The sequence below is a fragment of the Streptomyces sp. NPDC057280 genome, from assembly GCF_042668605.1.
Taxonomy (GTDB): Bacteria; Actinomycetota; Actinomycetes; order Streptomycetales; family Streptomycetaceae; genus Streptomyces.
In genome coordinates this window covers 1,137,027-1,151,521 of record NZ_JBHUYR010000002.1, presented here as the reverse complement: position 1 = coordinate 1,151,521, position 14,495 = coordinate 1,137,027, and the positions used below count along the sequence as shown (strand labels likewise).

Sequence of the window (14,495 nt, the reverse complement as noted above, 5' to 3'; positions counted from 1 at the left end):
GGCGCCCCTCGGCGCGTTGTCAGTGGGGTCTGTCAGGGTGGGGGCATGGAGATCGACGGGGGTCTGGCCGTCAAGGTCATGTCCGAGTACGGGGAGACGCTCACCGGCGTGGGCGAGCGGGAGTTGCGGGAGCTCGTGCACCGCATCGGGGCGAGCGGGGACCGCTGGCTGGTGATCCAGCGCGTCCCGGACCTGCCGGACGTCTTCGCGCAGGTGTGGCACGAGAGCGGCGGTGCCTATCAGGTGGAGCACCGGGCGAGCCGCACCGCCTTCTTCCGTGCGGAACTCGCCGGCCCGGATCCCGTCGCCGATGTGCTGGCGGGCTGGGCGCGTGCGGAGGACGGCTGGGACACGGGGATCTCCTGGGCGCCGGTCGACTTCGACACGGAGCAGGAGGACGTGCCCGAACTCCCCGACGAGGTGCGGGAGGACGTCGAGGCGCGGGTGCGCGATCTGCTGCGGTGCGGGTACGACGACCGCCGCAGGCTGACCGAGGACGCCGAGGAATGGCTCGTCGACGGCGACGACCGTCCAGTCTCCCCCGCGCAGGCGCGGCTGCTCGTGGATCGGCTGTGGCTGGAGCGGGTGGCCGAACAGCGCACCTGGGAGGGCACCACCGACCCCGAGCGCATCACCCGGGCCTTCGAGGCCCTGAACTCCACCGGCATCACCGCCCGGGAGAACTTCACCTGCTGCCGCACCTGCGGCACCGCAGAGATAGCCGCCGAGCGCGCCGAGGGCGATCGCGGCTTCGTCTACTTCCACTCCCAGTGCACCGAGAGCGCCGCCGCCGGACACGGACTGACGCTGCTCTACGGCGGTTTCGACGGCTCGGCCGAGACCACCGCCGACGTCGGCCGTGCGGTCGTCGCCGCCCTCGACGCCGCGGGACTGTCCACCCAGTGGGACGGTGACCCGTCCAGGGCCATCACCGTCACGCCCCTGAACTGGCGCAAACGCCTGGTGGGGTGACGTACGCAACGTCGGATTCGCGTCAAGGAAGCGTCCAAGCTGTGAGAGGAGGGTCCTGTTGCGGGCCTGTGTCTGCTTCAATATGGGCATGGCCAGCTTCCAGAACCCCAGCGCGACAGGTCGCCATGACCTCGAGCCGTTCTGGCCTTCCCGTCAGCACCACGACTTCGACCGGGTGTGTTGCCGCGTGATGAACGCGCGGGCCCTCTAAAGCCGTACACACCCCGTCCGGCCTTCGGCCAGCGCGCAGTCGATCCACGTCTTGGGACGACCCGTCCCCCGGACGACCTCCTCGCGCGAAAGAGCTGACCCTCATGGCGACCACTCGTTCCCTGTCTCCCGCCCCCCTCGGCACCGCCCCGGCCGAGCCCGGCCCCCGGCACCGGCTCAGGGCCGTCGGCCCGGACGACGTCCTGCACGTGGCGGACTTCCTGCCGCCGGGTGCCACCTGGCTGCCCGCCCCACAGCACGCGCTGCCCACGCTGCCGGGCCAGCCGCCGATGATCGGCTACCTGGTGCTCGTCCCGGCCGACCAGCAGCCGCTGCTGCCGACCGAGCCGGCCGTGACCGGTGCGCCCGGCGCCCTGGGCGCCCTGGATGCCGAGAGCGACGACGAACCGCTCGTCCGCATCGACACCGTGCAGCGCACCGCCGAGGTGAACGGCGTCGAACTCGACCTCACGTACCTGGAGTTCGAGCTCCTCGCCCACCTCGTCGCCAACCCGCACCGGGTGCACACCCGGGACCAGCTGGTCACCACCGTGTGGGGCTACGGGCACGTGGGCGACGGCCGCACCGTCGACGTCCACATCGCCCGGCTCCGCCGCAAGCTGGGCGCCCAGCACCGGCAGGCGATCCAGACGATCCGCCGGGTGGGCTACAAGTACGCGCCGCCGGCCGGGCGCTGACATCGCGGCAGGCTGTCTGCTGACGGCAGAGACCCGTTCCGCGGCCCCCTTGCACCAGGCAGAGTCTCCGCCATGAGGCTTCTGATGCTGGGTGGTACGGAGTTCGTGGGGCGGGCCGTCGTCGAGGCGGCGCTCGGGCGCGGCTGGGACGTGACCGTCTTCCACCGGGGACGGCACGCCCCCGTGACCGGGGTGCGGTCGCTGCACGGCGACCGCACCGCGCCCGACAGGCTCACCGCCCTGGCCGGCACGGACACCTGGGACGCCGTCGTCGACACCTGGTCGGCGGCCCCCCGGGCGGTGCGGGACGCGGCGCGGCTGCTGCAAGAGCGCGCCCGGCGGTATGTGTATGTGTCGAGCCGCTCGGTGTACGCATGGCCGCCGGCCGCCGGACTGACCGAGGACGCGCCCCTGGTGGAGGGCGCCTCGGCCGATGCCGGGCAGAGTGACTACGCCCGTGACAAGCGGGGCGGCGAGCTGGCCGCGACCGAGGTCTTCGGCGCGGACCGCTCGCTGCTCGTCCGGGCGGGGCTGATCCTCGGCCCCTACGAGAACATCGGGCGGCTGCCGTGGTGGCTGAACCGGATCGCGCGGGGCGGACAAGTGCTCGCCCCGGGGCCGCGGGAGCTGCCCCTCCAGTACATCGACGTCCGTGACCTCGCCGCGTGGGTACTGGGCGCCGTGGAGCGGGAGTTGAGCGGGCCGTACAACCTGGTCTCGCCCAGCGGGCACGCCACCATGGGCGGCCTGCTGGAGGCCTGCGCGAAGGTCACCGGGTCCGGCGCCGAGCTGCGCTGGACCGACCCGGACGTCGTCCTCGACGCGGGCATCGAGCCCTGGACCCAGCTGCCGGTGTGGGTGCCGCCGGGCAGCGACCTGCATGCGGCCCTGCACACCGGTGACGTCACCAAGGCCCTGGGCACGGGGCTGGAGTGCCGTCCGGTCACCGAGACCGTCGCCGACACCTGGAGCTGGCTGCGGGAGATCGGCGGCACCGCCCCGCAGCGGCCGGACCGGCCCGAGGTGGGGCTCGCCCCGGCGGTGGAGGCGAAGGTGCTCGCCAGCGCGGCGGGGGGTGTACCTGGCACCACCCCCTGACCGGGTGGCCAAGCCCCGTGACCCGGTGCTGGGGCTCGGCGAGACTGCTGTCATGAGCATCGAGACACAGCACGGCAGGGGCGGTACATGGGCACGGACCTCGGGTCTGGCGGCGTTGCGGGGGCTCGGGCTGGCGTTGGTCGTGCTGCCGGGTGCGGTCCTGTGCCTCGTTCTGTCGCTGGTGTCCATCGCGCTCATCCCGATCGGCGTCGGGATCGTCACCACCCCGTGGGTGCTGACCGGGGTACGGGCGTTCGCCGACTGGCGCCGGGTCCTGGCCGCCGAGTGGGGCGGGGTGCGGATCCCGTCGGCGTACCGGCCGCTCCCGGCGAACGCCAACCCCTGGGGGCGCACCTTCGGCATGCTGGGTGACCCGGCGACCTGGCGGGACCTGAGGTGGCTGCCGGTCGACATGACGGCGGGGTTCCTGACCGCGCTGCTGCCGGCCGTGCTGGTCCTCTACCCGGTGGAGGGGCTCGCGCTGGCCGCCGGGCTGTGGCGGGTCTTCCCGGACGGGTACTGGTACGCCTTCGTGCCGGTCACCGGGCAGGCCTCCGCGTTCGGCGCCGGAGCGCTCGCGCTGGTCCTCCTGCTGCTGTTCCGGCAGTTCTCCACGCCCGTGCTGCGCGCCCACTTCCGTCTGACCCGCGCCCTGCTCACCCCCAGCCAGGCCGAACTCGCCGAACGTGTACGGGTGTTGACGGAGACCCGGCAGGACGCCGTGGACACCTCCGCGGCCGAACTGCGGCGCATCGAGCGGGACCTGCACGACGGGGCGCAGGCCCGGCTGGTCGCCATGGGCATGGACCTCGGCACCATCGAGCTGCTCCTCGACAAGGACCCGCAGAAGGCGAAGGAGTTGCTCGCGCAGGCCCGCAAGTCATCCGTCGACGCCCTCGCCGAACTGCGCGACCTGGTGCGCGGCATCCATCCGCCGGTGCTCGCCGAGCGCGGACTGGGCGACGCCGTACGGGCGTTGGCGCTGCGGCTGCCGCTGCCGGCCGAGGTGACGGTGGAGCTGCCCGGGCGGGCGGACGCGCCGGTGGAGTCGGCGGCGTACTTCGCGGTGAGCGAGGTCCTCACCAACGCCGTGAAGCACGCGGACGCCCAGCGGCTCTGGATCGACCTGCACCACGAGGACGGCACCCTGCGGATCAGCGTCACCGACGACGGCAAGGGCGGCGCGGTGATCGGAGCCGGGTCGGGGCTGGCCGGGGTCGAGCGCCGGCTCGGTACATTCGACGGCGTCCTGGCCGTCAGCAGTCCCGCAGGCGGTCCCACCATGGTCACCATGGAGATCCCTTGCGTGTTGTCCTAGCCGAAGACCTGTTCCTCCTGCGGGACGGGCTGGTCCGGCTGCTGGAAGCCCATGACTTCGAGATCGCCGCCGCCGTCGAGTCCGGCCCCGAGCTCACCCGTGCGCTGGCCGAGCTGGAGCCGGACGTCGCCGTGGTCGACGTACGGCTGCCGCCCACGCACACCGACGAGGGGCTGCAGTGCGCGCTGGCGGCCCGGCGGGCCAGACCCGGGCTGCCCGTGCTGGTGCTCTCGCAGCACGTCGAGCAGCTGTACGCGCGCGAGCTGCTCGCCGACGGCACCGGCGGGGTGGGCTATCTGCTGAAGGACCGGGTCTTCGACGCGGCGCAGTTCGTGGACGCGGTGCACCGGGTGGCGGCGGGCGGTACGGCGATGGACCCGCAGGTGATCCAGCAGCTGCTCACCCGGCGCGCGGCAGCCGACCAGCCGCTGGGCCGGCTGACCCCGCGCGAGCTGGAGGTGCTGGACCTGATGGCGCAGGGCCGGTCCAACGCGGCGATCGCGGGACAGCTCGTCGTCACAGAACGGGCCATTGCCAAGCACACCTCCAACATCTTCGCCAAATTGGACCTGGAGGTGTCGGACGACGACAATCGGCGCGTTCTCGCGGTCCTCGCCTATCTGGACCAGGGCCGGTGAACAGCCGCTGATTTTCTGTAACTTCCGCTGCTCAAGCGGCTGTTGTGGCAGGGCTGTCGAGTAATCCTCTGATTTTTATGAGAGACGGGTGAACACCCGTGGGACCACGTCCGTATGGAACGACGCCGCTTCACTCCTGTCGGGCGCCTCGATAGCCCCGCAAGGAAGTCAGAGGAGTTCCATGGGACGCAACAATCGCAAACGCCGTACGTCGATGACCACCAAGGTCGTGGCGGGATCGGCAGCCCTAGCGCTCGGTGGGGGCGGGCTTGTCTGGGCGAACTTCTACGCATCGGCTCACGAGTCGAACTCGGGGCAGAACCAGGTGAAGGCCGCCGGGGCGCAGATCGCCACGATCCAGTGCCCGGACGTCGGTCAGAAGCTGACGAATGTCCCGAACGGCGCCCGGAACGGCGTGAGTACGGAGCTGGCGAACCTCGACAAGCAGATCACCGAGGCGTACGCCCGGCTGGCGTCCACGCGCCAGGCGCAGGCGAACGACCCCGGGTTCGTGCAGAACGCGATCCTCGGCCCGCTGAAGGAAAAGCGGTCCGCCGCGCTGGACCGCATCCGGATCAACATCCAGCGGGCCGGCGGACAGGTCGCGAACCTGTCGCAGTTCGCCGCCTGCACCGGAGTCCCGGCCGCGCAGCCGCAGACCAACGCCGGTCAGGGCGGTCAGCAGCAGAACGGCGGGGGCCAGCAGCAGAACGGTGGCCAGCAGCAGGGCGGTCAACAGCAAGGCGGCCAGCAGCAGGGTGGCCAGCAGCAGAACGGCCAGGGCGGTAACGGCCCGACGGCCGCCGACTTCGTGGACATCACGAAGGTGCAGGGCAACGCGCAGCTCGGCGTGGGTCAGAACGGCCTGCCCGCGAACGGTGGTTCCGGCTCCCGCGGCGTGTTCATCACGAAGTGCGGCACCAACGGCAACAAGAACCACAACACGGACAACGTGATCGTCGCGCCCGGTGTCAGCAACGGCGCCCACCACCTGCACGACTACGTCGGCAACCAGAGCAACGACGCGTTCGCGAGCGACCAGGAGCTGGCCGGGGCCCAGACCACGTGCCAGAACCAGGGCGACAAGTCCTCGTACTTCTGGCCGGTGCTGCGCCTGCAGAACGGTCAGCAGGACTTCGACCAGAACCGGGACGGCGGTGGCAAGGAGGGCAACGTCGGCAAGATCCTCCAGCCCGTCAAGGCCCAGCTGAAGTTCGTCGGCAACAAGAAGGGCAACGTCGTCGCGATGCCGACCGCCCTGCGCATCATCACCGGTGACGCGAAGGCCTTCGTCAACGGCAACGCGAACGCCAACGTCAACTGGAGCTGCACCGGCTTCGAGAACAAGGTCCAGCTGCACGACAAGTACCCGATCTGCCCGCAGGGCAGCCAGGTGGTGCGCACGACCAACTTCCAGAGCTGCTGGGACGGCAAGAACATCGACAGCGCCAACCACCGTACGCACGTGGCGTTCGTCCAGGCCGACGGCTCCTGCGCCAACGGCTTCAAGGCGATCCCGCAGCTCCAGGTCCGGCTGGTCTACAACGTTCCGGCCCCGAAGCTCCAGAACGGCCAGGTGATCCAGCCGTACGCGGTGGACACCTTCCCTGAGAACATCCACAAGCCGATCACCGACCACAACGACTTCATCAACTTCTTCTCCACGAACCTGATGAACAAGATGGTCAACTGCATCAACACCGGCCAGCGGTGCCAGTGAGCTAGCTAGCGCACGAGAGAGCCGGCGGTGGAATTCCCACCGCCGGCTCTCTCGTGTTCTTCGGGTTCAGTGACCGGAGTGCGCGCTGTGGTCCTGGCCTTCCTCGATGTCCCCGCCGAGCGTCTTGCGCAGCGTCGCCGTCACCTGCTTCGTCTCGCCGACGGCCACCCACTTGCGGCCGACGAGGTAGTGACCGCCGTAGTCCTTGGCCCCGTCGATCCATTCGCGCTGGCCGCGGTCGGTGGCGAAGGTGGCCAGCAGGAACTTGCCGTGGGCGGCGCTCTTGCGGCACGAGGCCTGGCGGAGTTCGTCGGCGTCGATCTGGATGGTCGGCTTGCAGCCCACCTCCGCGGCCAGGTGCTCAAGGCTGCCGCTCGCCGTCTGCGGCACGGCGGCCTTGTCGTCACCGTCGCCGGAGCCGCAGCCCGCCAGCACGAGGACCGCCGCGGCTGCCGTCGCCGCGAGCATCGGTCGGGTCAACCTCATCTGTTCCTCCGGAACCTTCCCGTGGGCCTGGGTGCCCGTCCCCTTCCATACGGCCGGGGAGCACGCTGCGCTCAAATCGGCTGTCCCAGTGGGCACGCCTGTGCGAAAGTGTGCCGGTGAACGAGAACTGGGAACAGCGTGTGACGGCCGCCTGGGCCACCTTCGACGACTACCCGGAGGAGCGAGCCGCCGATTTCCGGGCGGTGATCGACGCCTTGGTCGCCGAACTCCCCGCCGACAGCCCGCTCGGCCCCTTCGAGCAGGCCTGCGCCTGGGACTCGACAGGTCACTCGGACAAGGCGGCCCCGCTGTACCGGGAGGCGCTGGCGCGGGGGCTGTCCGGCTACAAGGGGCGCCGCGCGAAGATCCAGCTCTCCAGCTCGCTGCGGAACATCGGCCAGGCCGAGGAGGGCGTCAAGCTCCTGACGCCCGAACTGGACGGCCCCTCCGACGAATTGGACGACGCCGTACGAGCGTGTCTCGCCCTGTGCCTGTCCAGCCTGGGCCGCGACCGCGAGGGCCTGTCGCTCGTCCTTGGCGCACTGGCCCCGCATCTGCCGCGCTACCAGCGCTCGATGGCCAACTACGCGCGCGCACTGGTCGACCCTGACGACTGAGTCGCCCGGTTGGCGGTGACCAACGCACGATTCGCTCGTTCTGCTGAACGTGCAGTCACAGGATGTCGCCCCGCGCCCCGCACCGTCCGCCTCCGCCGAGCCGTTCGTCGATGTCGAACAGGCCGAGGCCGCGCTCGTCGAGCACTACCCACGGCTGGTCCGGCTGGCCTACCTGGTGCTGCCGCCGGGCCTCGGCCGCAACCGGCGGGTCCTGACCGCGCACGCCCTCACCCAGCGCGCCCTGCCGCGCCGCCGGGCCTCGACGCCGGTCATCCCGGCCCAGTCGACCGGCCGCGACGGCGATCCCGGGTACGCCTTCGTCCGCCTCCAAGTGCTGCGTACGGCACTGGAGGCGGGCCTGCCACTGACCTTCCGGGCCTGGCCCAAGCGCTCCCAACTCCCGCCGCTGCTCCCCCAGGTGTGGGGTCTCAGGCTCTTCCCGCGCTCGGGCGGAGCCGACGAACTCGCCCTGGACCAGCGGCTGTCCGCGCTGTCCGGCGAGGCCCGCGCCGCCTACGTCCTGCGCGGTCTGGAGCGGCTCCCGGACGGCGACGTCCGCCGGGTGCTGACCGAGGCCGGGGTCGAGGACCCGGACGAGGCGCTGGAAGAGGCCGGTGAAGTACCCGCCGAGTACGCCCTCCTGGACTCCCCCGAGTTCGACCCCTGCTCGCTCCAGGCCCGCCCCACCGACCTGATGCGCCGCAGGCAGCACATGAAGGCCGTGCTCGCCGCCGCGGCGGCGGTCGCCGTGTGCGGAGCGCTGCTCGGTCTGCCGGGCGACGGCTGGGGCCCCGACGGCGCCGCCGCGCCCGCGTACGCGCAGAACCCGTCCGCGCAGGCCGCCCTCGACCCCGCCAACCTGACCCGCGTCCCGGCCACCGCCTGGCAGGCCGCGTCCCGCAACGACTTCTCCGTCTGGCCCGCCCGCGGCGAACTCGCCCACGACACGGCGCTGCTGCGCCGCGCCCTCGCCGTCTGGGCCCGCCCCGGCGAGACCGTCCAGGTCTCCGCGACCCCCGGCACCCCCTCCGGCGGCCCGGCGGGCCCGCCACAGCTGCTGTACGCGGGGCTCGTCGACAACGCGCGCGTGGTGATCCTCTACGACGGTCTGCGCATCGCCCGGTACGCCGAGCCGAAGGACGGCACCCAGGGCGCCGCCCTCGACTTCGCGCGCGTCGACGGGGCCACGCCGGCCGAGGCGAGCGCGGTCGTGCTGGGCCGGGCCGACGGCAACGTCCGCTATCTGCTGGCGCCCTGGGTGAAGAAGGCCGCCGAGCGCGACCTGCTCAAGCCGGCCTCCGGTGCGATGGACCTGACCCTGGCCAAGGGCGTCACCTCGCCGCTGGCGGGCCCGGCCCAGCAGAACGGCGGCTGCACGTCCTGGAACGTGCTCCAGCTGACGGACCGCTCCGGCACCCGCCTGATGAGCGACCTCGGCGAACTGGTCCCGGCACGCCTCACCACGGGCCGCCCCGGCGCGGTGCACGAGACGTCCGGTGCGGAGGCGCTGCGCACCTGGGCGCCGTACGCCTGCTCGCTGGGCGCGATGCGCTCGGCCGGCGTACGGACGGTGAACGCGTGGGCGTACGCCGAGCAGCAGCTGCCCGAGGCCGGCGGGTCGGCGGACTGGGTGTGCACGCGCGCGGAGACCTGGCGCGGCGGCGGGACGCGCGCGCTGGCGCAGTTCCGCACTCCGGGTTCGGCGTACGGGGCGGTCGCGGCGCAGGCCGAGAACGTCCCGGCGTGCGGCCCCCGCGACCCGAACGTGCTGGCGGGTGTGCTGTGGAAGTCGGGGTCGGGCTCCTGGTACCTGCTGGCGGCGGGCGGAAAGAACACCGCGTCGATCAGCGCGACGGGCGCGGTGCGCGGCTCGGGACAGGGGAACCTGCTGGCCGTGAAGGCGAAGGAAGGCGCGCAGGCCGGGCTGAAGGGGACGCTGGCCGACGGGCGGGCGATCAACGGGCTGCGCTGAGACCCGCTCACAGACCCGCTTGCTGACACTGACGTAAACAAGAGGCCGCGCAGGGGTTCCCGACCGCCCTACCCGTCAGTACATTGACGCCATGTCTAACACGCAGGACCGGGTGCACCTCAAGGCCCGCAAGGTGTCCTTCTCCTGGGACGACACCCCGCTGCACTGGGTGCCCGGTGATCCCTTCGCCGCCCACACCATCAACGTGCTCCACCTGCTGCTGCCGGCCGGCGAGCGCTGGTTCGTGCACGTCTACCGGCAGGTGCTGCCGCTCATCCGGGACGAGCGGCTGCGCGAGGACGTCATCGGGTTCATCGGCCAGGAGGCCATGCACTCCCAGGCGCACGACGAGGTCCTGCCGCATCTGAAGGAGCTGGGCCTCGATCCGACGCCGTACACCGCGCAGATCGACTGGTTCTTCGAGAAGCTGCTCGGCGACCGGACACTGCCGCCGGGCAGGCCGCGCCGGTGGTGGCTGATGGAGCGGGTGGCGATCATCGCGGCCATCGAGCACTACACCGCCTTCCTCGGCAACTGGGTGCTGAACGCCGAGGAGTTGGACCGGCGGGGCGCCGATCCGACCATGCTGGACCTGCTGCGCTGGCACGGCGCCGAGGAGGTCGAGCACCGGTCGGTCGCCTTCGAGCTCTTCATGCACGTGGACGGCGGCTACCGGCGCCGGGTGCGCACCTGGGCGCTGGCCTTCGCGACGCTGGTGTTCCTGTGGCAGCGCGGGGCGCGGTTCTTCATGGAGAACGACCCGACGCTCGTCGACGGCAGGGCGAGCTTCAAGGACTTCTACGTCCGCGGGCGGCAGGGTGTGCTGCCCGGGACCGGCGCCATGCTCCGGTCGATACCGCGCTATCTGAGCCGCGCCTACCACCCCTCCCAGGAGGGCTGCACCGAGCAGGCGGTCGCCTATCTCGCCCAGTCCCCCGCTGCGCTGGCGGCCGAGAAGGGTGCCGCCTGATGCCGAAGCCGCTCACCGTCGCGGTCGTCGCCGGGGCCGCGCTGCTCGCCCGGCGGACCATGCGCCGCCGTATCCGGGTCTCGCCGCTGTGGCCGATGCCCGCCCTGGACGAGCCGGTCTCCGGGCGGCCCCGGTCGCGGGCGCTGCGGCTGCTGGTGGCCGCGCGCGCGGAGGTCGCCGAGGGAGTCGTCCAACTGCGCCTGGAGGGGCGGGACCTGCCGCGCTGGGAGCCCGGTGCGCATCTCGACCTGGTGCTGCCGTCGGGGCTCGTGCGCCAGTACTCGCTGTGCGGGGACCCGGCGGACACCTCCTCGTACACCGTGGCGACCCGGCTCGTCGAGGACGGGCGGGGCGGCTCGCGCGAGGTGCACGAGCAGCTCACCGAGGGCATGGAGATCGAGGTGCGCGGGCCGCGCAACCGTTTCCCGCTGGTCGAGGCGGAGTCGTACGTCTTCGTCGCGGGCGGCATCGGGATCACCCCCGTCCTGCCGATGCTGCGGTCGCTGCCGGCGGGCGCCGACTGGCGGCTGCTGTACTGCGGGCGGACGCGGGAGTCGATGCCGTTCCTGGCGGAGCTGGAGCGGCTGGACCGGGTGACCGTCGTGACCGGGGTGCCCGACCTCGACACGCTGGAGGTGCCCGAGGGCGCCGCCGTGTACTGCTGCGGACCGGAAGGGCTGAGGGCGGCGGTCGAGGAGCGTTTCCCGCAGGTGCGCTCGGAGCGGTTCACGCCGCGGGCCGCCGCGCCGGGCGGTGCCTTCGAGCTCGAACTGCGCCGCAGCGGGCGGACGTTGACGGTCCCGGCGGACTCCACGGTCCTCGCGGCCGTCCGGGCGGAGCTGCCGAACACCCTCTACTCCTGCGAGCAGGGCTTCTGCGGGACCTGCCAACAGCGGGTCCTGGAGGGCGAGGTGGACCATCGGGACGAGTTGCTGACCGACGCCGAGCGCGATGACTCGATGCTCATCTGCGTTTCGCGGGCGCGAAGTGAGCGGCTTGTGTTGGATATGTGAACACCCATGGCCGGACCGGCCCGTTCCGGGCCGGATCCGATCGGTAAGGTGTTCGCATGACTACCGGGGTACGGCGAAGAATGGGAGTCGAGGAGCGGCGGCAGCAGTTGATCGGCGTCGCCCTCGAACTGTTCAGCCAGCGCTCGCCCGATGACGTGTCCATCGACGAGATAGCGGCCGCGGCGGGCATCTCGCGCCCGTTGGTCTACCACTACTTCCCCGGCAAACTCAGCCTGTACGAGGCCGCGTTGAAGCGGGCGGCGGACGATCTGGCGGGCCGGTTCGTGGAGCCGCAGGAAGGGCCGCTGGGGTCGCGGCTGCTGCGGGTCATGCGGCGCTTCTTCGACTTCGTGGACGAGCACGGGCCCGGTTTCGCGGCCCTGATGCGCGGCGGCCCGGCGGTCGGCTCCTCGGCGACCAACGCGCTCATCGACTCCGTACGGCAGGCCGCGTACGACCAGATCCTGTCGCATCTGGGCATCACCGACCCGCCCGCGCGACTGGAACTGGTCGTCCGCTCCTGGATCTCGCTCGCCGAGTCGACGGCACTGATCTGGCTGGACGGCCGGCGCATCCCGCGCGGCGAGCTGGAGGTGCAGCTGGTGCACGACTTCGCGGCGCTCGCCGCGGTCAGCGCCGCGTACGACGAGGAGATGGGCGCGCTGATGCGCGTCATGCTCCGCGACGAGCCGACCGACGGTCCGTTCGCCGACCTGGTCGGCCGGCTGATCGCGCTGGCGTCCTAGAACTTGCGGTACGAGGCGTCGAGGTCACGGACCTCGGCGGAGGCGTGCAGCACGGTGCCCGGGTCGGCCTCGATGTGCTTGCGCAGCAGTTCCAGGACGGCTTCGGTGAGCTTCGCCTTGGTCTCCTCGGTGCGTCCGGCGAGCAGACCGAGGGTGACATGGACGACCGCGTGGCCGAGCTCGTCGGGGTCCTCGTATCCGAAGGCCGTGTCCTCGCTCGCCCGGAACTGCGTCTTGCACGCCTCCGGCTTCGCCGCCGCGATCTCCACCGTCGCCTCGTGCAGCGCCCGGGCGAACCCGGCCCGGTCGAAGGCGGGGGTGATCGTCCGGGAGTAGTCGACGGTGATCTGCGGCATGGGTACTCCTGTTCTAGGCCGAGGGCCTCAGCCTAGCCGCAGCGCCAGCATCGCGATGTCGTCCTCGCGGTCGTGGCCGAAGGAGGCCAGGAGGGTGTCGCACAGGGCGTCCAGGCCGGGCAGGGAGCCGACGGCGGCCGCGCGGAGCTGTTCCATGGAGGCCGAGAGGTCGGTGCCGCGGGTCTCGATCAGGCCGTCGGTGACCATGAGGAGCCGGTCGGTGGGTTCGAGGAACAGCTCGGTGACGGGCGGGTGGGGCAGGCCGATGCCGAGCAGCGGTCCGGCCGCCTTGACGTAGTCGGCGCTGCCGTTGTCGCGGACGATCAGCGGCGGGATGTGGCCCGAGTTGGCCACCTGGGTGCGCCCGGTGGCGGGGTCCACGAGGGCCATGCAGACCGTGGCCGTGAGGTCGGGGTGGTAGCGCTGGAGCATCCGGTCGAGGCGCTCGGCGAGCACGCACGGGTCGCTGTCCTCGACGGCGTAGGCGCGCAGCGCGTGCCGGATCTCCACCATGACGGTCGCCGCGTCCAGCGAGTGCCCGACGACGTCACCGACCGCGGTGAGCACACCGTCGCCGGTGCTCAGCGCCGCGTAGAAGTCGCCGCCGATCTCGGTCTCCGTGGACGCGGGCACATAGCGGACCACGACGTTCACGCCGGGCAGCTCGGGCAGCCGGTGCGGCTGGGGCAGGAAGCTGTGCTGGAGGGTGAGGGCGACATGCCGCTCCACCTGGTACATGAGCAGCGGTTCGGCGGCGTACGCGGTCGCCTGGGTCAGCTGGGCCAGCAGGCTCTCGCGCTCGGGGCCCATCCGCCGCATCCCGCGCGCGGGCGCGGCCAGGCAGACCGTGGCCCTGCCGTCCTGGGTGCGGACGAGCGCCAGCCGGGCGTCGTGCTCGACGCCGGGCCGGAAGTAGCCGGCCGGCCACAGCGGTGCGGGCACCGTCGTGAGCTGCACCCCGCCGCCCTGCCCCCGGGTGAGCCGCCGCAGCAGTGCGGCCACCGTCCGGTCGGACCCGTCGTCCGGCAGGGCGACCGGTACCCGGTCCCGGGACAGGCCCCGGTACAGCCGGTCCTCCTGGTCCAGGACGAAGACGACGGCGGGGGTGCCGGTGACCCGCGAGATGCCTTCGGCGGCCGCGTCGGTGAGTTCCTGCAAGGAGCGTGCCGCCTGGATGGTGACGATCGTCTCCGACAGCAGGGTCAGCCGTCGTACCAGTGCCCGGTCGTCGGCCCGCACCCGTGCGTTGCGCACGGCGGCCCGGACCACCGCCTCGATCTCCAGGGGCTCGGCGGGCACCTTCAGATAGGACTCGGATCCCGTGTCCAGGCCCTCACAGCAGTCGACCGGGGCCACCTGGGCGGCGGAGAAGTGCACGACGGGCAGCCCGGCGGTGTGCGGGCGCTCCTTGAAGCGGCGGCACAGGTCGAAGCCGCTCATGTCGGGCAGGCCCACGTCGACGAGGGCCACGTCCGGCAGGGTGCCCTTGCGCCGCCGTGCGTCGAGTTCGGCGAGCGCCTCGCCACTGCTGGCGACGGGCACGACGCGGTGCCCCGCCCGGCTCAGCAGGGTGCTCATCGCGTAGCGGCTTGCTTCCGTATCGTCCACGACCATGACGGTCGTGCCTGTGGGGTTTGCGTCGACATCCATGTGTTCAGAGCCCTTGGACACACAGCGGGGC

At 71.8% G+C, this 14,495-nt stretch carries 14 protein-coding genes; 11 read left to right on the top strand and 3 right to left on the bottom strand.

The window, feature by feature from the left end; all coding sequences use genetic code 11:
* Nucleotides 1-45: 45 nt before the first annotated feature.
* The 6 genes from ACFUO4_RS15730 (at nt 46) to ACFUO4_RS15705 (ending at nt 6,654) form a co-directional block, all read left to right on the top strand.
* Nucleotides 46-972, top strand: a complete 927-nt coding sequence (locus ACFUO4_RS15730) for a DUF6891 domain-containing protein (RefSeq protein WP_383484601.1) — start codon at nt 46-48, stop codon at nt 970-972.
* Nucleotides 973-1,286: 314 nt separating this feature from the next.
* Nucleotides 1,287-1,880 (top strand): winged helix-turn-helix domain-containing protein, encoded by a 594-nt coding sequence (locus tag ACFUO4_RS15725; RefSeq protein WP_383484598.1) that lies wholly within the window; start codon nt 1,287-1,289, stop codon nt 1,878-1,880.
* Between the two features lie 72 nt (nt 1,881-1,952).
* Nucleotides 1,953-2,978: an SDR family oxidoreductase gene (locus ACFUO4_RS15720; protein ID WP_383484595.1), complete on the top strand. Its 1,026-nt coding sequence runs from the start codon at nt 1,953-1,955 to the stop codon at nt 2,976-2,978.
* 52 nt (nt 2,979-3,030) lie between these two features.
* On the top strand, nt 3,031-4,296 hold the full coding sequence (locus ACFUO4_RS15715) for a sensor histidine kinase (RefSeq protein WP_383484592.1): 1,266 nt from the start codon (nt 3,031-3,033) through the stop codon (nt 4,294-4,296).
* On the top strand, nt 4,281-4,934 hold the full coding sequence (locus ACFUO4_RS15710; protein WP_079306536.1) for a response regulator transcription factor: 654 nt from the start codon (nt 4,281-4,283) through the stop codon (nt 4,932-4,934). Before ACFUO4_RS15715 ends, ACFUO4_RS15710 begins: the two co-directional genes overlap by 16 nt.
* Nucleotides 4,935-5,115: 181 nt before the next feature.
* The gene (locus ACFUO4_RS15705; protein ID WP_383484588.1) at nt 5,116-6,654 is read left to right on the top strand and encodes a DUF1996 domain-containing protein; all 1,539 of its coding nucleotides are present in this window, start codon (nt 5,116-5,118) and stop codon (nt 6,652-6,654) included.
* Nucleotides 6,655-6,720: 66 nt separating this feature from the next.
* On the opposite strand, the gene ACFUO4_RS15700 is transcribed toward ACFUO4_RS15705, so the two are convergent.
* Nucleotides 6,721-7,140 carry a hypothetical protein gene (locus tag ACFUO4_RS15700; protein ID WP_079306534.1) on the bottom strand — a complete coding sequence of 140 codons (420 nt, stop codon included), beginning with the start codon at nt 7,138-7,140 and terminating at the stop codon, nt 6,721-6,723.
* A 98-nt stretch (nt 7,141-7,238) separates the two neighbouring features.
* Between ACFUO4_RS15700 and ACFUO4_RS15695 the strand changes: the two genes are divergently transcribed.
* The 5 genes from ACFUO4_RS15695 (at nt 7,239) to ACFUO4_RS15675 (ending at nt 12,458) form a co-directional block, all read left to right on the top strand.
* The gene (locus ACFUO4_RS15695; protein WP_383485720.1) at nt 7,239-7,757 is read left to right on the top strand and encodes a tetratricopeptide repeat protein; all 519 of its coding nucleotides are present in this window, start codon (nt 7,239-7,241) and stop codon (nt 7,755-7,757) included.
* Between the two features lie 49 nt (nt 7,758-7,806).
* Entirely contained in the window at nt 7,807-9,729 is a 1,923-nt protein-coding gene (locus ACFUO4_RS15690; protein ID WP_383484584.1) for a hypothetical protein, read from the top strand.
* 91 nt (nt 9,730-9,820) lie between these two features.
* On the top strand, nt 9,821-10,699 hold the full coding sequence (locus tag ACFUO4_RS15685; RefSeq protein WP_079306532.1) for a metal-dependent hydrolase: 879 nt from the start codon (nt 9,821-9,823) through the stop codon (nt 10,697-10,699).
* On the top strand, nt 10,699-11,712 hold the full coding sequence (locus ACFUO4_RS15680; protein WP_383484581.1) for a PDR/VanB family oxidoreductase: 1,014 nt from the start codon (nt 10,699-10,701) through the stop codon (nt 11,710-11,712). The genes ACFUO4_RS15685 and ACFUO4_RS15680 overlap by 1 nt, the downstream gene beginning before the upstream one ends.
* 56 nt (nt 11,713-11,768) lie before the next feature.
* Nucleotides 11,769-12,458 (top strand): TetR/AcrR family transcriptional regulator, encoded by a 690-nt coding sequence (locus tag ACFUO4_RS15675; protein WP_383484578.1) that lies wholly within the window; start codon nt 11,769-11,771, stop codon nt 12,456-12,458.
* Here the strand turns inward: ACFUO4_RS15675 and ACFUO4_RS15670 are convergent.
* Both ACFUO4_RS15670 and ACFUO4_RS15665 read right to left on the bottom strand, forming a co-directional pair.
* On the bottom strand, nt 12,455-12,814 hold the full coding sequence (locus tag ACFUO4_RS15670; protein ID WP_383484575.1) for a 5-carboxymethyl-2-hydroxymuconate Delta-isomerase: 360 nt from the start codon (nt 12,812-12,814) through the stop codon (nt 12,455-12,457). The genes ACFUO4_RS15675 and ACFUO4_RS15670 overlap by 4 nt on opposite strands.
* Nucleotides 12,815-12,841: 27 nt before the next feature.
* Nucleotides 12,842-14,428, bottom strand: a complete 1,587-nt coding sequence (locus ACFUO4_RS15665; protein WP_383485717.1) for a SpoIIE family protein phosphatase — start codon at nt 14,426-14,428, stop codon at nt 12,842-12,844.
* Nucleotides 14,429-14,495: the final 67 nt, after the last annotated feature.

Coding starts and splice junctions, on each gene's coding strand:
- ACFUO4_RS15700 (WP_079306534.1), bottom strand. CDS start 7,140: ATGAGGTTGACCCGACCGATGCTCGCGGCGACGGCAGCCGCGGCGGTC.
- ACFUO4_RS15675 (WP_383484578.1), top strand. CDS start 11,769: ATGACTACCGGGGTACGGCGAAGAATGGGAGTCGAGGAGCGGCGGCAG.
- ACFUO4_RS15720 (WP_383484595.1), top strand. CDS start 1,953: ATGAGGCTTCTGATGCTGGGTGGTACGGAGTTCGTGGGGCGGGCCGTC.
- ACFUO4_RS15715 (WP_383484592.1), top strand. CDS start 3,031: ATGAGCATCGAGACACAGCACGGCAGGGGCGGTACATGGGCACGGACC.
- ACFUO4_RS15725 (WP_383484598.1), top strand. CDS start 1,287: ATGGCGACCACTCGTTCCCTGTCTCCCGCCCCCCTCGGCACCGCCCCG.
- ACFUO4_RS15665 (WP_383485717.1), bottom strand. CDS start 14,428: ATGGTCGTGGACGATACGGAAGCAAGCCGCTACGCGATGAGCACCCTG.
- ACFUO4_RS15680 (WP_383484581.1), top strand. CDS start 10,699: ATGCCGAAGCCGCTCACCGTCGCGGTCGTCGCCGGGGCCGCGCTGCTC.
- ACFUO4_RS15670 (WP_383484575.1), bottom strand. CDS start 12,814: ATGCCGCAGATCACCGTCGACTACTCCCGGACGATCACCCCCGCCTTC.
- ACFUO4_RS15705 (WP_383484588.1), top strand. CDS start 5,116: ATGGGACGCAACAATCGCAAACGCCGTACGTCGATGACCACCAAGGTC.
- ACFUO4_RS15685 (WP_079306532.1), top strand. CDS start 9,821: ATGTCTAACACGCAGGACCGGGTGCACCTCAAGGCCCGCAAGGTGTCC.
- ACFUO4_RS15730 (WP_383484601.1), top strand. CDS start 46: ATGGAGATCGACGGGGGTCTGGCCGTCAAGGTCATGTCCGAGTACGGG.